Raw genomic sequence first — 21,807 nt, 5'->3', positions numbered from 1 at the left:
AAATGAATTCCAAGAATCCCAGGTATTGCCATGAACAATTCCTTGAGGCGTCTCGACCTGAACCTGCTGGTCACGCTCAACGCCTTGCTGGCCGAGCACAACGTGACCCGTGCGGCCATGCGCCTGCATCTGTCGCAGCCCACGGTAAGCGTGCAGCTCGCCAGGCTGCGGGAAGTCTTCGGCGATCCGTTGCTGCTGCCCGGCCCTCGGGGCATGCGGCCCACCGCGCGCGCGGACGAACTGCGCGAGCCGCTACGCCAGGCGCTGGAAGCACTGGAACGGGCGGTGGCCCCTTCCAGTCCCTTCGACCCCGCCCGGGCCGGCCAGACCTGGCGCATCGCGGCCTCGGACTACGGCGAGTCCACCATCCTGTCGCCGGCGCTGGCCGGGCTGCGGTCGGCGGCGCCCGGCACGCGGTTGGCGATTCTGGAACTGCTCCCGCCGATGCTGGCCCGCCAGGCGGAACAGGCTGATATCGACCTGGCCTTCCACATCAGCGCGGAAGCCCCGCCGTCCCTGCAGCGCAGGCCGTTGTTCACCGAACGCTACGTGCTGGCCGGCCGCGTCGGACATCCTCGATTGAAACGCCGCCCGACGCTGGCACAGTTCTGCAAGCTCGATCATGTGATCGTATCGCCGGACGGCGGCGGCTTTCATGGCGTGACGGATACGGCGCTGGCCGAGCTGGGCATGACGCGACGGGTCGCGCTGTCCGTTCCGCACTTCCTGTTTCTCGCATCGGTGCTGACCAGCACCGATCTGGTGGCGATGGTGCCGTCCCGGCTGGTACGCGACAACGATGCGTTGCAAGTGGTCGAGCCGCCCTTGGAAGTGCCGGGCTTCGAGATGCTCATGCTCTGGCACGAGCGCGTTCATCGCGATCCTGCACACCAGTGGCTGCGCGAGCACATCGTGAAATCGCTATGAGCGGCCCCGGCGGACGCATCCGATGGATGGACCAGTCTCCCGAACATGGACCGTCGCCATACGACCACATGACGATCGGTCATCTCGATGCGCAACTCGCGATGCTGCTCCCGGACCTGCGATGGCAATGCACTGTGTCCCTGGTCAACCAGGCTCGAAGGACTGCCGACGGCCAGAAGCCATGGGCTCGACGCAAGCGCAGGCTCTGAGCGATACCTTGCACTGGACGGGTACCCTGGCGGCGACCGTTGGCAGTTCGCCCAAGCCAGCCGTCCAGGACGAGATGCTCCTGCGTAGGTTGAACAAGCTCCACAGGTCGGGACTCGCTCGCCGATGCGACGCGGAACCAGCACCTGACTTTCTGCGATGGGCGCAGACGTGGGCTCATCGTAGTTGAACGGCAGGGCCGCATGAGCGGACACTTCCGCTTTGCCCTGGTCCACCGTTACCCTTGCGGAAAAAGCTCTCCGCCAGGCTGGGTTATTGAGACTGAATTACCAGCCGCCTGTAATGCAATTCGATTGCTTCGAGCAAAATATCCAATGCCCTCCCCTCGTGAAGGTATTCACGACTGCGTGGGGAAACAAGGATTCGGCTACAGGCACGCCATGCTGCCTCTTTATCGGATTTATCCAGAGCGCGCGACACATCCGAGTTTCTCGCTCTTGCTGTATATCGCTTCCGTCAACAAGGTCAAGACATCAAGCAATGTTTCGGAAGAGGCATCATCGAGTAGTGCCTGGTATACATCGATCGGTTTGAAGCCCGGCGGCGGCAAAATCTGAGTGCAACACCTGACCGTTTCGGTAAGGTGTTGCCATGTCCTATCACGAACTCAGCGTCGCCGAACACGCCACATATCCCGGAGAGTGGCTATTACAACCCATGAATCACCGGTACTGGGCTTTACCCGTGACTGAAATCCCGGACGCCTCTCCAGATCGGCGGCGTCAAGGATCGATCCCGTCGGGGTGAGTTTGCAAGCATCCACATACCAGAGTATGCACCGACGTTGCAGGATGCGAAGCACCAGTCAAAGGGGATCTCCGTTCAGGATCAGGCTCAGGCCGAAACTACCCCGAGGAAGCCACTGTCGCCGTCAGTGGCCAACGGATCGCTCTTCGCTGTTTCCAGGCTTCGACCAGATGTCAAGAGGCTGCATTCCGGATACGGGGATCGCTTCATCGGGCCGCCTGCCCTACCATGGATCGCCTCGTCGCAATGCATCGCTTGACGAAGTATTCACTCGGCGTTTGGCAAGATCAAACAGGCCGCCTCGAAAACCGACTGCGCCCCTCTCTTCGGCGAATCGTCGAAACACGGCGTGTTGCTGAGACCTTCGACGATTTGAAAGATTGCTTAACCACAAGCAAAATGGTGAGGATCATCATAGCTTATTCCTATGAAAGTGCGTCTCAACTCGGTATTACTCCCTGGAGGTGACTCTTGATCGTGACAGGGCCGACCGCGCCTATGCTCAAGACAGATAATCCATTGAATTGCAAGGCTTTTTACTGCCCATGCATTTTAGGTCCGGTTGATAAATCAAGGGGTTGGCGTACTCTACCACTGAGAAATTCGTGTCAGAATGACAAGTAACTCGTTGAAAAAGAGAAAAGCTAAGGCATATCATGCTTGAATCCCAAACAGCTCTAGCTATCGAGTCCTCAACAACCAGTGCCGATGCTTATCAAAACGCTATCCTTTCAAAAGTCTCCAGAACTTTCGCACTGACCATTCCCCAATTGCCGCCGCTATTACGCCGTGCGGTGACCAATGCTTATCTGTTGTGTCGCATCGCAGATACCATCGAGGATGAACCGGCGTTTTCCGCCGAGGAAAAGCGTCGTTACGAGGATGCATTCATCGATGCGGTGACTGGCCGCATCGCACCGCAATATTTCTCGACCGAACTGGCGTCACGATTCTCCACGGAAACCTCGGAAGCCGAGCGTGACCTGGTGAGCCAATTGCCGTTGGTGTTACAGGTTACCAATAGCTTGAAGCCGGCACAGCGCATGGCGATCGTCAATTGCCTGAAAGTGATGTCCCACGGCATGCACGACTTCCAGCGCAACGTAGGCCAGCATGGACTGGAAACGCTGTGCGACATGGATTGCTACTGCTACTGCGTAGCCGGCGTAGTGGGCGAAATGCTGACGGAACTGCTCATCGATTTCGATCCCGCCCTGGCCAGCCAGCGTGACCCTCTGATGCGTCTGGCGATCTCTTTCGGCCAAGGGCTGCAGATGACCAACATCCTCAAGGATCAGTGGGAAGATTACCGCCGTGGCGTCTGCTGGCTGCCGCAGGACGTCTTCGCCCGATATGGCGTGCGATTGGAGGAGTTGCAAGCGGGCCGGCAGGATGCGAACTATATGAGCGCACTGACCGAGCTCATCGGGGTGGCTCACGCCCACCTGCGCGACGCGTTGGAATATACGCTGATGATTCCGAACAGACACTCCGGGTTCCGCCGCTTCTGCTTGTGGAGTATCGGCCTCGCCGTGCTGACACTGCGCAAGCTGCAGCAAAACCCCCATTTCTCCGCCGGCGAGCAAGTGAAGGTATCGCGCAAGGCGGTAGCCTACACCATCGCGCTCACGCGACTGACAGGCAATTACAATACCGGTTTGCGCTGGCTGTTCGCAGCATCCGCACGCAAGCTTCCGTTGACGCCGCTGTCCGCGGAATGGAGCACCTCTCCCCACCCACACCTTGCCTGGCCGAAGAGCGCCATCTCCTACTTCGCCGAATCGGCCTAGAGCAACCCACCGATACAAGTGATATGCAGCCATATGGAACGTTCCTCTCTTCTTGTCCCTGCCAGTATCGATAGCCACTCTCGCGAATCCGAAACAACCGGTCTGGACCAGGCCATCGTACGTGCGCGCGCAGCGCTGCTGGGGCGGCAAGGTGCCGATGGGCACTGGTGTTTCGAGCTCGAATCCGACTGCACGATCACTGCTGAATACATTTTGATGATGCATTTCACGGATGAGATTGACGAAGACCTGCAGGAAAGGATGGCGCGCTACTTGCGCGCTACCCAGGTCCAGGAGACTCATGGCGGCTGGCCGCAATACGTGGGAGGCGCGATCGACCTGTCGTGCACGGTCAAGGCCTATTATGCGCTCAAGGCCGCCGGCGACTCCCCCGAAGCGCCACATATGCGTCGGGCGCGCGAGGCGGTGCTGGCGCTTGGCGGCGCCGCCAAAAGCAACGTATTCACCCGCATCCTACTGGCGATGTTCGAGCAGGTCCCCTGGCGTGCCGTACCCTATCTGCCGGTCGAAATCATGCTGTTGCCGCGCTGGGCGCCAATCCATATCGAAAAGATGTCCTACTGGGCGCGGACCACCCTGGTGCCCTTGACGATCCTCTGTTCGCTCAAGGCCCGGGCTGCCAACCCCAAGCGAGTGGACATCCGCGAGCTGTTCGTCACTGCGCCGGAGCAGGAGCGCCACTATTTCCTCCGTGGTGGCCTGCTGAACCGCATTTTCCTGGGACTGGACAAATTTGCTCGTACGCTTGACCGCTGGATGCCGAAATCGCTGCGTCAGCATGCTATCCGCAAGGCCGAGGCCTGGTTTTTGCCGCGCATGAATGGCGAAGACGGCCTGGGGGCGATTTTCCCGCCGATGGTCAATTGCTACGAAGCGATGATCCTGCTCGGCTATCCCAAGGATCATCCAGCCCGAAAGACCTGCTTGCGCTCGATCCAGAAGCTGATTGTCCATCGTGACGACGGCTCGGCCTACTGCCAGCCTTGCGTTTCGCCGGTATGGGATACCGCCTGGAGTGCCATGGCCCTGATCCACAGTGGTGACGATACGGCAACCCAAACGGCCATCGCACGGGCCGGCGACTGGCTCGTCCAGCGGCAGGAGCTGGATTGCAGGGGCGACTGGGAAGCGCAGGCCCCCCAAGCGGCTCCAGGCGGCTGGGCCTTCCAGTATGCCAACGGCTATTATCCGGACATCGACGACACGGCACTGGTGGCAGCTCTGTTGCACATATCGGACCGTCGTCGCGGACAGCCCGGGCAACATGCCTTCAACATCGATCGCGCCGTGGATTGGATGCTGGCCTTGCAGTCGAGGAATGGCGGCTTTGCCGCCTTCGATGCCGACAACACCCACTACTACCTCAACGCCATTCCCTTCGCAGACCATGGAGCCTTGCTCGACCCCCCGACCGAGGACGTCTCCGGCCGCGTGGCCGCCTGCCTCGGCATATTGAAGCGCGATCAAGACCGTGACGGCCTGCGCCGCTGCATCGACTACCTGCGCACGACCCAACAGCCCGACGGCAGTTGGTGGGGCCGCTGGGGCAGCAACTATATCTACGGCACCTGGAGCGCGCTTTCCGGCCTTGCCTTGGCCGGCGAGGACCTCCGCCAACCCTACCTGCGCAAATCCGTCGACTGGCTACGCACGCGCCAGCACCCCGATGGCGGCTGGGGCGAGACCAACGACAGCTACATCGACCCGCACCTGGCCGGTACCAACGCAGGAATCAGCACGCCACACTCGACGGCATGGGCAGTACTGGCCCAACTGGCCATGGGCGAAGTGGAGTCCGACTCGGTGAGACGCGGTATCGCTTTTCTGCTCGCCTGCCAGCAAACCGACGGACTCTGGTCCCATCCCTCGCACAACGCCCCCGGTTTTCCACGGGTTTACTACCTCAAGTATCACGGTTATGCCGCCTATTTCCCTCTATACGCGCTGGCCCGCTATCGGCATCTGTTGAATCGCTCCAGGGAGCAGCGGTGAGCTTGTACTCGGCTGGCATCGTAGTCGCGTTGAAAGTCGAGGCCGAAGCATTGACGGCAAAGTCCGTACGCCCCGAATGCCTGATGCCCCTGGCCGACGGCTGCGTCCTGTGGTTGAGCGGCATGGGGCCGGAAGCCGCGCGGAAGGCGGCGCAAGCCCTGGCCGACGCCGGCGCTGGAGCCCTGGCGACATTCGGTGTCGCCGGTGCCCTGGATGCCGGTCTGCGCAGCGGCACGCTGCTCTGTCCGCATGGCGTACTCGATGGAGACGGCCGCACTTACATGACAGACCCCGCCTGGTGCGGCCGACTACGGAAACGGCTGGCATCGGCGGGGCTGCCAGTCGTTTCTGGCATCACCCTGCTCAGCTCGTGCAGAGCGCTTTCCACCCCGGAGGCAAAGATGGCGGCGCACAGCCGCTATGCCGCAGCGGCGGTGGATATGGAAAGCGCTGCGGTGGCTGCGGTGGCTGCGGATCGCAACCTGCCGTTCGCTACGCTTCGCGCCATTGTCGACGAGCGCGACGATGCACTCCCCGAAGCACTGCAAGCCGCCATCGGCCCCTGGGGCCAGCCGCAACTGCCACGGTTGATCGCCACCCTGGCACGCCGGCCGTGGCTGCTGAGTCGCCTGCCGAGGCTTTCCTCGTGCATGGACAAGGCCCTACGTGCGCTACGCGCAGCAGCAAAAGCCGCTCCCAACCTGGAAGCGCCAGCCGCCTTGCAATGCGGGGAGACATGATAGAATCCGCCGCTGACTTCCGGATGCCTGGCGCAACCTTCGCTCCGCTTCTACAGGTAGTAACCGGAGCCCACGCAGTAATAAGGTTGTTATGACTAGGATAGCGCGGCAATGCCTCGTATGGCTGGTGGACTCCAGCGGCCGTCACCCCTTCGTCGTCCTGATGCTAGCGGCGCTGCTCGCAGTGGCCAGCCTGATGGGAGCATCCACCCACCTCAGTATCGACACTGATTCGGATCACCTGTTTTCCGAACGTCTGCAATGGCGCCAACAGAGCCTGGAGTTCGCCGGCCAGTTCCCGCAATTCAGCGATACGCTCATTGCCGTGGTACGTGCGCCGACGGCGGAGGAGGCACGCGAAACCGCACTCGAGCTGGCCGATGCACTGGCGGCCGACCAGCGCCACGTACGCTCGGTGTCCACGCCAGGCATCAATTCTTTCCTCGATCGAGAGGGATTGCTGCTGCTGCCGCCCGACGAATTGTACGACGTCATCGACAGCATGACGCAGGCCGGGCAGTTGCTCGAGCCGCTGGTCACCGACCCGTCTGCCCGCGGTCTACTCAAGGGCCTGGATATGATGGTCGAAGCCGTTCGCTACGGTATGGGTGACTATCTTTCGGCCTACGATGCCGCGCTCGGCAACATAGCAAGGTCATTGGACGATGCCTTGAATGGCCACGCCTCGCCCTTGTCCTGGCAGGCGTTGCTGACTCCTCAGTTGACCGGCCATAACGGTGGTCTGGAGCTTGTGCTGATCAACCCGGTGCTCGACCACGACGCCCTCGAGCCGGGCCAGTCGGCTACCCAGGCGATGCTGAAGATCGCCGCCGACCTGCCGGATGTGAAAGCCGGCCGTGCCCGCGTGAACTACACCGGCTCGGTACCGCTATCGGACGAGGAGTTCCGTTCGCTGACCGATCGTGCCGCTCCCATCGCCATCGGCGGCGCCGTATTGGTGGTTTTCTGGCTGGTGTTGGCCCTACGCTCCTGGCGGCTGATTCTGCCAGTGGTGCTCACCTTGGTGTTGGGGCTGCTCTACACGTTGGGTTTCGCCGCCTTCGCGGTCGGCCGCCTGAATCTGGTCTCGGTCGCCTTCGCCGTACTGTTCGTTGGCCTCGCGGTCGACTTCGGCATCCAGTTCGGGGTACGCCTGCATGCCCTGCAACGCGGCGACCGCGATTTCGCCGATATCCTGCATCGAACGGGCATCCAGGTGGGAGGCCAGATCGGTCTGGCCGCGCTGGCGACCGCTTTGGGTTTCCTGGCTTTCGCGCCGACCCATTTCAGCGGCATGGCCGAGTTGGGCATCATCGCCGGAGTCGGCATGCTGCTGGCCCTGCTTTGCACCTTGACGCTACTGCCGGCACTGCTGGGCCTGCTTGCGCGCGGGGCACAGCATTCGGAACTCGCCCTGCCCGGTGGAGCTGCCGCCGACAACTGGTTGGCGCGTCACTGCATGCCGGTACTGGCGGCCTTCACGCTACTGGCCATGGCCGGTCTGTGGAGTGCGATCAATTTACCCTTCGACGCCAATCCGCTGCATACCAAGCGCCCAGATACCGAAGCCATGCAGACCCTGAGTTCGCTGATGGGCGATCCGAACACCAACCCTTTCACTCTGAACGTCCTGGTTCCCGATCTCGCCAGCGCACGTACTCTCGGGGCACGGCTGGGTACGCTGCCAGAGGTGGCCCAAGTGGTTTCCGGCGCCGACTTCGTTCCCGAGGATCAAGCCGATAAGCTCGATCAGATCCAGCAGGCCATGGACTTGATGTACTCGGTGCTGGGCACCCATGAGGCGAAGCCGGCGCCCACGGCCGCCGACTTGCGCGCGGCGGCGCGTGATTCGAGCATGGCGATCGCTGGCGTCGCGGATGCACTGCCGCCGAGCGCGCCGCTGCTACGTATCGGCGAGCTGCTGGGTCGGCTGGCGCAGGCCCCGGACCCTGTCCTGCTAACCGCCAATCAGGCACTGTCGCGTTTCTTGCCAGAAACCTTCGAGCGACTGAAGAACTCGCTTTCCGCCCGGCACATCACCCTGCAAAGCCTGCCGGACGAACTCCGGCGCGACTGGTTCAGCGTCGATGGCCAGGTGCGGATACAATTGACACCGGGCGATGAGGCGCAACATACCGCCGGCCTTCGCCGCTTCGTCCAAGCGGTCCATTCGGTCGCACCGCAAGCCGTAGGCTCGGCATTCGATACCGTCAAGTCAGCCGATACCATCTTGCAAGCTTTCCAGCAGGCGGCTGTCTACGCCACGTTGACCATCGCCATGGTGCTGATAGCGGTGTTGCGGCGGTGGCTCGACACCGCTCTGGTAATGGCGACGTTGTTGATGTCGGCCTTGCTGACTGCACTACTGGCACGCCTGCTCGGCATTTCGATCAACTTCGCCAATATCATCGCATTGCCACTGCTGTTGGGCGTGGGTGTGTCCTTCAACGTCTATTTCGTCATGAACTGGCGCAGCGGAATACGCCAATTCCTGGGCTCGCCCACTGCGCGTGCAATCCTGTTTTCGGCACTGACCACCGGTACAGCCTTTGGCAGCTTGGCGATAGCGCGCCATCCAGGTACGGCCAGCATGGGCCTGCTCTTGCTGCTGAGCCTGTCCGCCGTACTGTTATCGACCTTCGTATTCCTGCCCGCCTTGTTATACAGGCTTTCTCGATCCGAACCAGTCAAGGCTGATCGATATGAAGTACCCATCGACTGACCGCAGAGGCGTTTCTCGGAAGGAGTATTCAATGGGCACCAGTACCGCATCCTATCGGTCAGTGGCACGGAACAGAGAAGTTAGGCTCGCAAGCAAATCGATGCGCCAGTTTCAATTGGCGTGACGTCGCGAAGGGCTGGTACAAGCGCTTCGACAGGTAACCGAAGAGATGCCCCATGCATACTGACTCCGGCCTGTGCCCATCGGCACCCGAATCAAAGATTATTCTGATGGTAATGTCGTGAAGATATTAGTAACCGGAGCCACCGGTTTTGTCGGTTCGGCCGTGGTGCGTCGTCTCCTGCGCGATGATCATCATGTGCGCGTGCTGGTGCGAGCCAGTTCGGATCGTCGCAACCTGCAAGATTTAAACGTGCAGGTTGTCGAAGGAGATCTCACCCAGGCGGCTTCATTGCAACACGCTTGTGACGGCTGCGATGCCCTGTTCCACGTGGCAGCCGATTACAGGCTGTGGGCGCCGTTTCCCGAACAACTCTACCGTACCAACGTCGAGGGCACGCGCGTCATACTCGAGGCTGCCAAGTCGGCAGGCGTGCCACGTATCGTCTATACCAGCAGCGTCGCTACCCTTGGCATCCCCAAGGACGGCCGTCCTGGCGACGAGAACACGGCCGTGACAGAGCGTGACATGATCGGACACTACAAGCGCTCCAAGTTTCTCGCCGAGTCGCTGGTCAGGGAGTTCGCCGCCGAGGGCCTGCCAGTGGTGATCGTCAATCCTTCGACCCCGATCGGGCCGCGCGACATCAAACCCACCCCCACTGGCCGGATCGTGCGCGATGCCATTGCCGGTCGCCTGCCTGCCTATGTCGACACCGGTCTCAATATCGTGCATGTGGACGATGTAGCCGAAGGACACTGGCTAGCGTTCCAGCACGGTGTCGTAGGCGAGCGCTACATTCTGGGCGGGCAGAATCTCACCTTGCGCGAGATGCTCGCCGAGATCGCCGACATTGCCGGGCTCGCGCCGCCCCGCTGGAGACTGCCGCACGCAGCGGTCATGCCCATAGCCCACCTTGCGGAGGTTTGGGCACGCCTGAGCGGAACCCAGCCGATCGCGACGGTGGAAGAGGTACGCATGTCCAGGAAATACATGTTCTTCTCCAGCGCCAAAGCCGAACGCGAACTCGGCTATACACCGGGGCCCGTCCGCCTGGCGATGGAGGATGCAGTGATGTGGTTCAGACAGCACCGCTAGGGTCTGTTGCCGTTTCGGCGCAAGCCGCGTTGCCGCGGGAAATGGCTCCCGGTTAGGCCGCGCCCGCTCCCGGCGGGCTTGCGGCATTCACTCCATCCATGGAGATTGCGCAGGACGCAGGCAATGGTCATTCCCTTGCCAAGTCCTGCAACGACAGCGGGAGCCATTTCCCGCGCAACCCGAAGGGCCGGGCCGGTTTTTGCGCGGTGTGTCGTTACTCGACGGCTCATCTGGACGACCAGACTTCGCGTCTCGTGCCTAACCCCGCGCAAAAACCGACTCCGGCGCGGTCGCGGCGAAACGGCAACAGACCCTAGTATCTCAACACACTTCAATCTGCGGATATAGGCTGCGTAGCTTGACCCTCGCATCCTGGGTGGTGAACTGCCAGTTGATCTTGGCATCGAGCTGGTTGCGGCATTGCTGCCATGCGGCGACCTCCTTGCGCATCCGCTCGAGGGAGTCGATGCGCCTGTCCAGGCACTGGCCGGCGAGTACGTTGATCTCGATTTCGGCCATGTTCAGCCAACTGCCATGCTTGGGGGTGTAGACGAACTCGAAGCGATCTCTCAGGGCCTTGGCCTGCTCGGGCATAAAGGTCTCGTACAACGAGGCGGCACTGTGGGTGTTGAGGTTGTCCATCACCAGCGTGATGCGCTCGGCCCCGGACCAGGCTTGGGCGATGTCCTGCAGGAACAGCGCCCAGTCCTGCCTTTTCTTGTACTCGGTGACCTTGGCGATGCGCCGCCCGGCCAGCGGCTCACAGGCTACGAAGACGTTGCAGGTGCCAGCGCGCTCGTACTCGTATCGCGCCCGGGATGCCCCGGTACCGCCTCGAGGGGCTCGCGCACCTGGCGGATCAGTTGCCGCGGCGTTTCGTCCATGCAGACCACCGGATGGCCTTCGTCATAGGGTCGACTGTAGACATCCAGCACCTGCTCCATGGCCGCCACGAATTCCCCGCTGGCCTTCGGCGGGATCACCCAGCCAACCTTGCGCCACGGCTTGAGTTCGTTTTTTTTAGGGCACGTCGCACCGTCTCCGACGACAGCGAGTCTACATATTCCAACTCCACCGCACGCTCGGCCAGCAGTTTGAGCGTCCAGCGCGCATGACCTTCGGGAGCAGGTCCGCAGCTCAGGGCGATCAGGCGTGCCTCGAGTTCGCCGTCGATCTTGCGGGCGTATTCGCGCCGGGGTTTCTTTCTCACCAGCACCGACTCCAGACCTTCCTGCACGCAACGCCGCTTGAGGTTGTCGATCTTGCGTTGGCTCACGCCCAGCATCTGGGCGATCTGTGCACTGGTCTTGCGCGGCCCCTGGTCTTGCGAGCGGTCGCAGGCCAGCAGGATCAGGGCGTTGATGACTTGGCTTGCCGCGGTCCTGCCTTTGCTTGTCAGCTCTTGCAACCGCGCTCTTTCTTGAGGACTGAGGATGATTCTGTAATGTTCCATGCCGACATTATGCATGACGCAGATTTAGCTGTGTCATAACACTAGGGCTATCAGCGCATGAACCGCCGTACCAAGCGCGCCATACGCGGCATGAAGGTGGGACGCAGCAGACGCTTGTCATAGCCTGCCGCACGGCGCTCATCCTCGGCCAGGCACAGATCGAGCAGTTCGGACAATTTGAGATCCAGGCCGATCTGCTGGGAACCGGTGAGAGCAAAATTGGCGTCCTGCATCTCGCCATTGTGATCCAGCCCCCTGGCAATGCCGATGCGCTCCCAGATCAGGAAGGTCCACACGCGCACGACCTTAAGCTCGAAAGCCAGCCGTCTCCACCAAGGCAATTGGCGGCGATACCAAGCGATCCAGTTAGCGAAAAAAAGAATATGTCGAGTCTCTTCCTGCATCACCGGCTCGAAGGTTTCCACCAGTTCGTCCGGAAAGTAGCCCGTTCTCCTGGCCGCCTCGAATAAACCGAAGCCGAAGAAACTGTCGACGCACTCGCTGTAGCCGGTGACCAACCAGCCCCATTCGGGGTCCTTGGGCATCTGGTAAGCCGGCTCCGGCGCCAGGGAAATACCGTAGAACTCGACCAGTTTGCCGAGTACCACCTTGTGGCGTGCCTCTTCGCCGCCATCCATGACCAGCGCTTCACGCAACAACGGATCGTTGACCAACGCGGTATAAGCCGACACCCGCAGTTGAGCCCGCCCCTCGGTCTGGACGGCGATGTCCCAGATCGGCAGCGAAGTGACACGCTGCAAGGCCTCGGGATCCAGCTTTGGCCATACGATCACTGCGGGTTTGTAAGGGTTGTGGGTGTCCAGCAACATACGGCAGAAAAGCCGCTTGTGCGCCTCGGAACCAATCTCGATTTGGCCGGGATCTTCGCCCAGCCAGTGGCGCATGGCGTAATCGGCGTCAACCGTTGAGGCATCGCTCGACATCAGAATTTCTCTCCTATTTATCACTTGCATTAACGGTCGGGCGCATCGTCACAGGTGCTTGGACAGGCTATTGCCTTTTCCCCTGGCACGTAACTGACGCATTTCAGCCCACTGCCAGGCAAGCAGGGCCGGCACGCCGAACCCCACTTCGCGCACGCGCTTGACCAGCGACAGCGCAATGCTGACGTCGGCCGGCACCCCGATCAGGCTGCCGAACAGGACCAGGCCACCCTCTTGTACGCCCAGTCCGGCCGGCACGATAAAAATGATGTGACGCAAGGCCTGGGTCACCGCTTCGATAGCGATGGCATCCCAGACACTGATCGAATACCCCAACATCTCCAGAGCCAGCCACGTCTCGAAGCTGCCCACCAGGAAACCGGCAAGCTGCCAGGCCCCAGCAACGACGAGCCGCGACGGGCGGGCGGAGAGTGCACGGATCTCCTGGTCGAGATTCTTGCCGTTGATCAGTTCGGTCAGTCGCAAGCGCCCCCCCAGAAGCCTTTCGGCTACGGTTTCCAGACGCGAGAACAGTTGTCCATGGTGCAACAGCATGAACAGGCCGATCGGCAACGGCAGACTGGCCAGCAGGGCCCCCAGTAGCGAACCGAGAGTGCCGACGTGATGGGTCAATGCAATCATCAGCACGATGCCCAGCGCGGTGAAGAGGTACTGATTGACCAGCGTCAGCATCACCTCGATGACGATGCTGGCAGTGACCGCTGCACCATCGATGCCATACCATTTGGCCATCCGGATACCGACGATCTCACCGCCGATATTGGCCACCGGCAGCAGACGGTTGCAGGCCTCGCGAACGGCCCCGATCCAGAACAGGACAAGTACGCCGGCACGCCGTTGCGGATCGCGCGGTGCCAGTAATACGCGCCAACCGATCACATCCAGCAGCAACGGTAACGCATGGAAGGGAAGTAGCCACAACAGGCCCCAGCCGGCATGGTCGAGTGCTGCGAGGATGGCGCCCCCGTCCTGGTGCACCACCAAGGCAATCACCGCGACCAGGCCGAGCAAGCCGGCAATGTACGTCATGTTGCTGCAGCCGCCGGATCACGGAAGCCACTGCACAGCCGGTAGCGCCCGACAATGGCACCACGCACGCGTGGCGACAGCAGAGCAGCCAACTCGTCGGAATGGCGGTAGTCGGCCATGCTGGCCGTCAATCCGTCACGAACGGCTGGGTGCAGGTACAGCTCCGAAAGACCGTCCGGCAATTGACTCAGCATCTTCAGCAGTACCCCCTCGTCCATGCCGCCACTGTGATGGAGGCCGAAAACATGGTCGTTATAAGTAATCCCGGCCCGATCCAGGCGCCGGCGCATCAGGCTCAACCAAGGGCGGAGCCACGGCCCCATTCCCGGTTCGGCAGGCAGCCGCACGGCGCGTAGGCCGAAATCTCGGCCGATGGAGAGCAGCAACGACAAGATGGTCGGGTGCAGATGGAAATGCTTGTGCGCATTGACGTGATCCAAGGTCAAGCCGGTCGCAGCGAAAACTTCGAATTGGGCACGAATCTCGGCGGCCAACTGGCGCCGCACGCTGGGCAGGAAAAAGAAACGGAAGCCGTTGCGCACCATGGCGCTGTTGAACCAGCCTTGGGCGTCCACCAGGTCGGGGATAAGCGAAGGCGGCAGCACGGCCTTGCCGTCGGCCAGAACCAGATGCAAACCGACGGCGAGCCCCGGCATACGCCGGGCACGCTCGACAGCATCGCCCGCGGCGGACGCCGCCACCATCAGGCTGGCCGCTCGCAGCACTCCTTCACGGTAAGCCCGCTCGACAGCCTCGTTGACTGCCTCGTGCAGACCATAGTCGTCTGCGGTCACAATCAGGCGAGGTCGTGGCGCGACAGCCGAGTCAGAAGCGTCGAAAGCCGAGCGCTGCGCACACGATGGTGGCCGGACAAGCATTGCGCTCAGGCCTCATGAGCATGCAGGAAGCGGAAAAACTCCACGCCCTCGCGTAGGCGGCGCTTCGTCATTTCCCAACTGCCGAGCATTTCCTTGACGATCTCCCAGATTTTCGAGGGACGAAAATAGAAGTTCCGGTAGAAAGTCTCCACACCGTGATAGATCTCTTCCTTGGACAGGTGTGGATAGCTGATCAGTGCCAGTTGCACTCCCTTGTCATTGACCAAGTTGGCGTCCTGATTGGGCTCTAGCCAGCCACTTTCCACAGCCTGCCTGTACAACGTGGTACCGGGATAGGGAGCCGCCAGCGATACCTGCACCGTGTGCGGATTTATCTCCTTGGCAAACTCGATGGTCTTGGCGATGGTTTCCTTGGTCTCCCCCGGCAGGCCGAGGATGAAGGTACCGTGCACCTGAATGCCCAGCTTGTGGCAATTTTCAGTGAACTTGCGGGCGATATCGGTACGCAGGCCCTTCTTGATGTTGTGCAGGATCTGGTCGTCGCCGGACTCGTAGCCCACCAGCAGCAGGCGCAGGCCATTTTCCTTCATGATCTTCAGCGATTCGTAGGGTACGTTGGCCTTGGCGTTGCAACTCCAGGTCCAGCCCAGAGCATGCAGGCCGCGGGCGATCTCGTGTACACGCTCCAAGTTGGAAGTATCGGTGAAGGTATCGTCGTCGAACATCAACTCCTTCACTTCGGGCATGTTCTCCTTGATCCACTTCGCCTCGGCGATCACGCTGGCGGCCGAGCGGACACGGTAACGGTGACCGCCGACGGTCTGCGGCCATAGGCAGAAGGTGCACTTGGAGCGGCAGCCACGACCGGTATAAATGGATACGTAAGGATGCTTGAGATAGCCGATAAAATAGCGGTCGATCTTCAGGTCGCGCTTGTAGACGGGCGCCACGAAGGGCAGGTCGTCCATATTCTCGATCGGCGCCCGCGGCGGGTTGTGCCGCACGTCGCCATCGGCGAGTTTATAGCTAACGCCGGCGACCTCCTCGAGCGGATGGCCCTCGGCGATTTCCTTGCAGGTGTAATCGAATTCCTCGCGCGCCACGAAGTCGATCGCCGTCGATGCGTTCAGCGAGTCGGTCGGATCGACCGCGACCTTGGCGCCGACCATACCGATCAGAACCTCGGGGCGGCGCGCCTTCAGCAATTCGGCGAACTTGGCATCGGTTGGGAAAGAAGGCGTGCTGGTATGGATGATCACCAACTCGTATTCGGCGGCAATCCTCAGCGACTCCTCCACCGAAAGCTCCTCCACCGGAGCGTCCAGCAGGCGTGAACCGGGCACCAGGGCGGCCGGCTGAGCCAACCAGGTCGGATACCAGAAACTCTTGATTTCGCGCTTAGCCTGATAACGCGAACCGGCACCGCCATCGAAACCATCAAAGGATGGAGCCTGCAGAAAAAGCGTCTTCATAGAAACTCTTAGCTCTAACAGCCATAAAAGGCCGAGATTTGCCGATCTGTCCGCCAGTACACCAAGGCAGCGGGCGGTCAAAGATAACGCATGGGCCCATCCTTGCACGCATGCAAAACCCGACCACGCCACTCCACTCGCCAACTGGTCAGGGCCATGGCCCACTCCAACAACAGCAGCAGGTCACGAAACGGAGTCAGCAGAACCTCGTACCAGGACACAGATGAACGCCTGATTTTCTGGCCGAAGAAAAAGCGGGCAACACGCGCGCCACCCGCTACCGCGACGAGCCAGGCATTCAACATGGAAGGGTTCAGCGCCAGGCCGAGCAGGGACACCGGCCAAGTGAAACAGACGAAGCTCAGCGCAAAACCAGTTGGCGCGACCGCGCGGATCGTGCGCAACCAGCGCAACTCATGCGTCCACAGCTCGATCAGGCGGGTTTCGCTCACTTCGGTACCGACCAGCAGATCCGACAGCACGGTGCGCAACCCGGCCCGCCGGGTCAGTTCCCCCAACCAGAAATCGTCGGCCAGAGTATCACGCAAGACCTCGAAGCCACCAATAGCCTGCAATACCTCGCGGCGCAGCGCGATGGTCGAACCGAAGGCGAAACGGGTGGAGCCGAAAACATGCGACAAGCGGACCGAGGGCGCAAACCAATCGTCGATGAACAGAGCGCCCAGGCGCGACCAGAAGCTTTCCTGCGGCACGCCGTAGTAAAGACAGGTGACGATACCCACGCCAGGATCTGCCAGCGGCGCCGTCACCCGCACCAGGTAATCCGCCGGCACGCTGATGTCGCTGTCGGCCAGCACCAGCCAGTCATGGCGGGCCAGCGGCAGCATGTTCAGCAAGTTGCTGACTTTCAGGTTGGCGCCGTGTACACGCGGATCGATGACCAGATCGATGTCCAGGTGCGGGAACTCCGCGCACAGTCTGTGCACCACGGCGATGGCGTGATCATCGGCTTCACGTACGCCGAATATCAACTGGTAGTCCGGATGGGTCTGCCGACAGAAGTCGCGCAAATTCTCGTACAACCGCGGCTCCGCGCCATGCAGGGGCTTGAGCATGCTGACCGGCCGAGTACGATCGGCAGCACCGAGCGCAGGGGCCCGGTCGCGAATCCCTCTGAGCGCGGCGCCCAGGGTAACGACGGCGTAGCCGGCAGTGACGACTGCCAGTCCGGTACCCAGCCAGGACAGGAGGGTGCTGACAAAATGATAGGTCGGCATAGGGAGGCTGACGATAATGGCCGCAGTGAACGATAGCGAGCTAAGTCTGCGCAAAAAGCCTGCCGATGTCATCCTGCACAGCTTCGTAGCAAACACTCATCGATGGTATTACATCATGAAGATTCTTCGTCATGGAGGTTCTGCGCTATGATGCCGAAGCTCGATTCGTTGAGGAGATTAGTTTGATTAATCAAGAACAGGGCTCTTGCCAATGGCGTCAGTTGAGAAACGAAGTTTCCTTCAATGACGAGCCGCTGGTACTGGTCGACGCGCATGACCGGGAGATTGGCTTTCTCGACAAGGCATCCGCGCACCAGGGGCAGGGTTTGCTGCATCGGGCCTTTTCATTGTTTGTGTTCAATCGTCGAGGTGAATTGCTGCTGCAGCAACGCGCAGCCGGCAAGCGCCTGTGGCCCGGCTTCTGGTCCAATACTTGCTGCAGCCACCCACGCCGTGGCGAGACGCTGGACGAAGCTGTCGAGCGGCGTCTCAATGAGGAACTGAGCATGCAGTGCAAACTGCAGTTTCTGTTCAAGTTCGAATATCAGGCACAATTCGATGCCGAAGGCGCCGAGCACGAGTTATGCTCGGTCTATGCCGGACGCAGCGACGAGGCCCCCAGCCTCAACCTCAACGAGGTTTCGGCACTGCGCTACATTTCTCCGGAAGCGTTGGATGCGGAAATGGCGGAGCACCCACAAAGGTTCACGCCCTGGTTCAAGATCGAATGGGAACGTCTGCGCCGGGAATACACCGAAGTATTCGCCCTCTGACCTCAAGCGTTTCGATGCGCCCACCCTGTTCCGCATGCGACAGCGATCAGGGTCGGATACAGGCGCATACGCTCGTGCATGATAGTCCGATATCACGGAGACCCCATTGGGCATTCCTTTCATTCAACAGATCAAGATCGCGCGCTATATCCTTGGCAAGAAGCTGAGCGGTCAACACCGCTATCCGTTGGCGATGATGCTGGAGCCCCTGTTCCAGTGTAATCTTGCCTGCGCCGGCTGTGGCAAGATCGACCATCCCAAGGATGTCTTGCGCAAGCGCATGAGCGTCGAGGACGCCTTGCGCGCGGTGGACGAATGCGACGCGCCGGTGGTTTCCATCCCTGGGGGCGAGCCCCTGATTCACAAGGAAATGCCGCAGATCGTGCGGGGCATCGTCGCACGCAAGAAATTTGTCTATCTATGCACCAATGCCATTCTGCTGCCCAAGCACATCGACGAATACGAACCCTCGCCCTACTTCACCTGGTCGATTCATCTGGATGGCTTGCAGAAGCGCCACGATGAGTCGGTATGCATGAAGGGTGTGTTCGACAAGGCTGTCGCTGCGATAAAACTGGCGCTTGCACGCGGCTACCGGGTGACCATCAACTGCACCCTGTTCAACGGGGAGCCACCGGCCGAAATCGCCGACTTCTTCGACTACGCCATGACTCTGGGCATCGAGGGCATCACCGTCTCCCCGGGCTACAGCTACCAGCACGCACCGCGTCAAGACGTATTTCTCGGCCGCACCGAGAGCAAGGAGCTGTTCCGCGAGGTGTTCAAGCGCGGCAAGGAGCGCAAGAGTCGCTGGGTATTCAATCAGTCATCGATGTTTCTCGATTTTCTGGCCGGCAACCAGAGTTACCAGTGCTCCCCGTGGTCCAACCCGACCTACAGCATTTTCGGCTGGCAGAAACCCTGCTATCTGCTGGTCGATGAGGGATACGCGCCGACCTATAAGGCGCTGATGGAAGACACCCGCTGGGAACACTACGGCGTCGGCATCAATCCCAAATGCGACAACTGCATGGCCCACTGCGGCTTCGAAGGCAGCGCCGTCAATGACACCTTTGCACATCCACTCGCGGCCATGCGGGTAGCCATGTTCGGGCCTCGTACCGACAGCGTGATGGCCCCGAATCTGCCGGTTCGGTACGGCAGTCGCGCCGATGCCGCCCCCGCACGCATCCCGGTCCACGCCATCCAGCCCTCTGGCGCCGACATGAATGAAGGCTGACACGAATGCTCACCGTATTGTTCGCCGCCCTCCCCTTCATGATCTGGATGGGATTGTTGCTGGCCCCTTGGCGGCCATGGAGCACCCGCGAACGGCTCGAGGTCGACTCGTCGCCCATGCCGGCAGCCGATCTCAGCGGGATTACCGTACTGATTCCGGCACGCAACGAAGCCGAAACGATCGGCACCATCCTGGCCACCCTGCAGAAGCAGGGAAACGGCTTGCAGGTGGTGGTCGTGGACGATCAATCCAGTGACGCCACGGCGAGTATCGCCGCCGCCTACCCCCATACCCGCGTCGTAAGCGGCCGCCCCTTGCCTGAGGGCTGGGCTGGCAAGCTGTGGGCGCTGGAACAGGGAAAGTCGCAGGTGCACACGGCAATGACGCTTTTGCTCGATGCCGACATCCAGCTTCGCCCCGGCCTGCTGCCGGCATTGCTGGAGCTCAAGCGGCGCGAAGGCCTACACTTCGTCTCGTTGATGGCGGACTTGCGCCGTACCAGCTTTTGGGATCGCCTGCTGCTGCCAACGTTCGTCTATTACTTCAAGCTGCTGTATCCGTTTGCCCTGTCCAATTCGCGTAGCAGACATGTCGCCGCGGCAGCGGGCGGTTGTGTGCTGGTGGATACTGAAGTCCTGCGGCATATAGGTGCCTTCGCCAGCCTGCGCAACGCCCTGATCGATGACTGTACCTTGGCGAGGCAGGTCAAGCAGGCCGGTTACCGCATCTGGCTGGGCCTGAGCCGCGGCGTGGTGAGCCTGCGCCCTTACGGCACCCTGGCATCCATCCACGACATGGTGGCGCGCTCGGCCTTCACTCAACTCGGCTATTCCGCATGGTTGCTGCTGGCCGTGACGGTGATCTTCATCGTCGCCTATGGCGGGCCGTTCGCTCTGCTGGGCCTGTCGCTCGCCCGACCATGGGCGCTGGCCGCCTGGGCAGCCATGACGCTGAGCTACCTGCCGATCTTGCGCTATTACCGCATGTCCCCGCTCTGGGCCTTGTTACTGCCCATCAGCGCAGCGTTTTACCTTGGCATGACATGGAGCTCGGCCATCCGTTATTGGCGCGGCGTACGCTCACGTTGGAAAGGACGAGTCTACAGCCATTGATGAATTTGCCGCCCCGCCCCGGCTCTGCTAGTGTCGCGGCGATTTTCACATGCCGCCGACACAGGTTCCCGTCCATGGCCCGCAAGAAAGCTGCCGTCGATTTCGAGCAATCCCTCGCCGAACTGCACCAACTGGTCGAGCGCCTGGAGGCCGGCGAGCTGTCGCTGGAAGACTCCCTGGCCTGCTTCGAGCAGGGCATCCGCCTGACCCGCGACTGCCAGGCCGCGCTGGGCCGGGCCGAACAGAAGGTGCAGATCCTCCTGGCGCATGGCGGCACACTCGAAACGGCCCCCTTCGACGCGGACGCCCAGCCATGATCGCGGCCTACCAGAAGCAGTGCCAAGCCCGCGTCGACGCCGCCCTGGAAGCCCTCCTGCAGCCCCCGCGCGCCGAACTGCAGCGGCTCTACCAGGCGATGCGCTACAGCGTCGTCAACGGCGGCAAGCGGGTCCGCCCGCTGCTGGTCTACGCCGCCTGCGAGGCCCTCGGCGGCACGCCGGAGCGGGCCGAGGGCGCCGCCTGCGCGGTGGAGCTGATCCATGCCTACTCGCTGGTTCACGACGACCTGCCGGCGATGGACGACGACGACCTGCGCCGCGGCCAGCCGACCACCCACCGGGCCTTCGACGAGGCCTGCGCGATCCTCGCCGGCGACGGCCTGCAGGCGCTGGCCTTCGAGGTGCTCACCGATCCCCGGCGCAATCCCCGGGATGCCGGGTTGCGCCTGGAGATGTCGCGCACCCTGGCCCGGGCCGCCGGCCCGGCCGGCATGGTCGGCGGCCAGGCCATCGACCTCGAGGCGGTCGGCCGCCGGCTCGACCGCGACGCCCTGGAAACCATGCACCGGCACAAGACCGGCGCACTGATCGAAGCCAGCGTGCGCCTCGGCGCCCTGGCCAGCGGCCGCGCCGACGAGACCGACCTCGCCGCGCTGGCCGTCTACGCGCGGGCCATCGGCCTGGCCTTCCAGGTCCAGGACGACATCCTCGACGTGGAAAGCGACACCGCCACCCTCGGCAAGACCCAGGGCAAGGACCAGGCCAACGACAAGCCCACCTACCCCGCGCTGCTCGGCCTCGAGGCCGCCAAGGCCTATGCCCTGGCCCTGCGCGACCAGGCCCTGGGCGCCCTCGAGGGCTTCGATGCCGGGGCCGATCCCCTGCGCGCGCTCGCCCGCTACATCGTCGAGCGGCGCCACTGAGGCGCCGCCTGCGACCATCGACGCATGCGAAGCAGGCCGACGAATGTCTAGACGTCGCCGCGATCGGGTAAAATACCGCCTCTTTTTCCTGCCGTAACA

General features: G+C 61.7%; 17 protein-coding genes and 1 pseudogene. 12 read left to right on the top strand and 6 right to left on the bottom strand.

The annotated features are described in order from the left end of the window. The first annotated feature begins 30 nt into the window (after window positions 1-30). From AVCA_RS09520 to hpnA, 7 genes are all read left to right on the top strand, one after another. Window positions 31-927 carry a LysR family transcriptional regulator gene (locus tag AVCA_RS09520; RefSeq protein ID WP_012700685.1) on the top strand — a complete coding sequence of 299 codons (897 nt, stop codon included), beginning with the start codon at window positions 31-33 and terminating at the stop codon, window positions 925-927. 410 nt (window positions 928-1,337) lie between these two features. Further along, a complete protein-coding gene (locus AVCA_RS25985) occupies window positions 1,338-1,712 on the top strand; it encodes a hypothetical protein (protein WP_139239957.1) in 375 nt (124 codons plus the stop codon). An 846-nt stretch (window positions 1,713-2,558) separates the two neighbouring features. Beyond that, window positions 2,559-3,692 carry a phytoene/squalene synthase family protein gene (locus AVCA_RS09515; RefSeq protein WP_012700683.1) on the top strand — a complete coding sequence of 378 codons (1,134 nt, stop codon included), beginning with the start codon at window positions 2,559-2,561 and terminating at the stop codon, window positions 3,690-3,692. A 33-nt stretch (window positions 3,693-3,725) separates the two neighbouring features. Continuing rightward, complete coding sequence (gene shc / locus AVCA_RS09510) at window positions 3,726-5,705, top strand: squalene--hopene cyclase (protein ID WP_236616370.1); 1,980 nt, start codon at window positions 3,726-3,728, stop codon at window positions 5,703-5,705. Continuing rightward, window positions 5,702-6,445 (top strand): phosphorylase family protein, encoded by a 744-nt coding sequence (locus tag AVCA_RS09505; RefSeq protein WP_236616369.1) that lies wholly within the window; start codon window positions 5,702-5,704, stop codon window positions 6,443-6,445. Before shc ends, AVCA_RS09505 begins: the two co-directional genes overlap by 4 nt. 91 nt (window positions 6,446-6,536) lie before the next feature. Then, entirely contained in the window at window positions 6,537-9,167 is a 2,631-nt protein-coding gene (locus AVCA_RS09500) for an MMPL family transporter (protein WP_231876405.1), read from the top strand. Window positions 9,168-9,363: 196 nt separating this feature from the next. After that, a complete protein-coding gene (gene hpnA / locus AVCA_RS09495) occupies window positions 9,364-10,386 on the top strand; it encodes a hopanoid-associated sugar epimerase (RefSeq protein ID WP_012700679.1) in 1,023 nt (340 codons plus the stop codon). A 321-nt stretch (window positions 10,387-10,707) separates the two neighbouring features. Here hpnA and AVCA_RS25980 read toward each other — a convergent pair. From AVCA_RS25980 to hpnI, 6 genes and pseudogenes are all read right to left on the bottom strand, one after another. Beyond that, a pseudogene (locus AVCA_RS25980) lies at window positions 10,708-11,839 on the bottom strand (IS630 family transposase). A 50-nt stretch (window positions 11,840-11,889) separates the two neighbouring features. Further along, a complete protein-coding gene (locus AVCA_RS09480; RefSeq protein ID WP_012700678.1) occupies window positions 11,890-12,783 on the bottom strand; it encodes a hypothetical protein in 894 nt (297 codons plus the stop codon). A gap of 48 nt (window positions 12,784-12,831) precedes the next feature. Beyond that, complete coding sequence (locus tag AVCA_RS09475; RefSeq protein WP_012700677.1) at window positions 12,832-13,833, bottom strand: flippase-like domain-containing protein; 1,002 nt, start codon at window positions 13,831-13,833, stop codon at window positions 12,832-12,834. Then, window positions 13,830-14,627: a hopanoid biosynthesis-associated protein HpnK gene (gene hpnK, locus AVCA_RS09470; RefSeq protein ID WP_197471128.1), complete on the bottom strand. Its 798-nt coding sequence runs from the start codon at window positions 14,625-14,627 to the stop codon at window positions 13,830-13,832. The genes AVCA_RS09475 and hpnK overlap by 4 nt, the downstream gene beginning before the upstream one ends. 89 nt (window positions 14,628-14,716) lie before the next feature. Then, window positions 14,717-16,225 (bottom strand): hopanoid biosynthesis associated radical SAM protein HpnJ, encoded by a 1,509-nt coding sequence (hpnJ, locus tag AVCA_RS09465; RefSeq protein ID WP_231876429.1) that lies wholly within the window; start codon window positions 16,223-16,225, stop codon window positions 14,717-14,719. Then, window positions 16,222-17,382 (bottom strand): bacteriohopanetetrol glucosamine biosynthesis glycosyltransferase HpnI, encoded by a 1,161-nt coding sequence (hpnI, locus tag AVCA_RS09460; RefSeq protein ID WP_012700674.1) that lies wholly within the window; start codon window positions 17,380-17,382, stop codon window positions 16,222-16,224. Before hpnI ends, hpnJ begins: the two co-directional genes overlap by 4 nt. Window positions 17,383-17,513: 131 nt before the next feature. Here hpnI and idi point away from each other — a divergent pair, with 131 nt between their 5' ends. The 5 genes from idi (at window position 17,514) to ispA (ending at window position 21,708) form a co-directional block, all read left to right on the top strand. Beyond that, on the top strand, window positions 17,514-18,155 hold the full coding sequence (gene idi, locus AVCA_RS09455) for an isopentenyl-diphosphate Delta-isomerase (RefSeq protein ID WP_012700673.1): 642 nt from the start codon (window positions 17,514-17,516) through the stop codon (window positions 18,153-18,155). 106 nt (window positions 18,156-18,261) lie between these two features. After that, window positions 18,262-19,395 carry an adenosyl-hopene transferase HpnH gene (gene hpnH / locus AVCA_RS09450; protein ID WP_012700672.1) on the top strand — a complete coding sequence of 378 codons (1,134 nt, stop codon included), beginning with the start codon at window positions 18,262-18,264 and terminating at the stop codon, window positions 19,393-19,395. A 5-nt stretch (window positions 19,396-19,400) separates the two neighbouring features. Next, window positions 19,401-20,507, top strand: coding sequence for a glycosyltransferase (locus AVCA_RS09445; RefSeq protein ID WP_012700671.1), 1,107 nt, complete (start codon window positions 19,401-19,403; stop codon window positions 20,505-20,507). Between the two features lie 74 nt (window positions 20,508-20,581). Next, window positions 20,582-20,824 carry an exodeoxyribonuclease VII small subunit gene (locus AVCA_RS09440; protein WP_012700670.1) on the top strand — a complete coding sequence of 81 codons (243 nt, stop codon included), beginning with the start codon at window positions 20,582-20,584 and terminating at the stop codon, window positions 20,822-20,824. Next, window positions 20,821-21,708 carry a (2E,6E)-farnesyl diphosphate synthase gene (ispA, locus tag AVCA_RS09435; protein ID WP_012699458.1) on the top strand — a complete coding sequence of 296 codons (888 nt, stop codon included), beginning with the start codon at window positions 20,821-20,823 and terminating at the stop codon, window positions 21,706-21,708. The genes AVCA_RS09440 and ispA overlap by 4 nt, the downstream gene beginning before the upstream one ends. The last annotated feature ends 99 nt before the right edge of the window (window positions 21,709-21,807 follow it).

The sequence above is a fragment of the Azotobacter vinelandii CA genome, from assembly GCF_000380335.1.
In the GTDB taxonomy this organism is placed as follows: Bacteria; Pseudomonadota; Gammaproteobacteria; order Pseudomonadales; family Pseudomonadaceae; genus Azotobacter; species Azotobacter vinelandii.
Note: the sequence above shows the minus strand (reverse complement) of the source record. Positions and strands in the feature narration are given on the sequence as shown.

Coding starts and splice junctions, on each gene's coding strand:
- AVCA_RS09520 (WP_012700685.1), top strand. CDS start 31: ATGAACAATTCCTTGAGGCGTCTCGACCTGAACCTGCTGGTCACGCTC.
- AVCA_RS25985 (WP_139239957.1), top strand. CDS start 1,338: ATGAGCGGACACTTCCGCTTTGCCCTGGTCCACCGTTACCCTTGCGGA.
- AVCA_RS09515 (WP_012700683.1), top strand. CDS start 2,559: ATGCTTGAATCCCAAACAGCTCTAGCTATCGAGTCCTCAACAACCAGT.
- shc (WP_236616370.1), top strand. CDS start 3,726: ATGGAACGTTCCTCTCTTCTTGTCCCTGCCAGTATCGATAGCCACTCT.
- AVCA_RS09500 (WP_231876405.1), top strand. CDS start 6,537: ATGACTAGGATAGCGCGGCAATGCCTCGTATGGCTGGTGGACTCCAGC.
- AVCA_RS09480 (WP_012700678.1), bottom strand. CDS start 12,783: ATGTCGAGCGATGCCTCAACGGTTGACGCCGATTACGCCATGCGCCAC.
- AVCA_RS09475 (WP_012700677.1), bottom strand. CDS start 13,833: ATGACGTACATTGCCGGCTTGCTCGGCCTGGTCGCGGTGATTGCCTTG.
- hpnI (WP_012700674.1), bottom strand. CDS start 17,382: ATGCCGACCTATCATTTTGTCAGCACCCTCCTGTCCTGGCTGGGTACC.
- idi (WP_012700673.1), top strand. CDS start 17,514: ATGGAGGTTCTGCGCTATGATGCCGAAGCTCGATTCGTTGAGGAGATT.
- AVCA_RS09445 (WP_012700671.1), top strand. CDS start 19,401: ATGCTCACCGTATTGTTCGCCGCCCTCCCCTTCATGATCTGGATGGGA.
- AVCA_RS09440 (WP_012700670.1), top strand. CDS start 20,582: ATGGCCCGCAAGAAAGCTGCCGTCGATTTCGAGCAATCCCTCGCCGAA.
- ispA (WP_012699458.1), top strand. CDS start 20,821: ATGATCGCGGCCTACCAGAAGCAGTGCCAAGCCCGCGTCGACGCCGCC.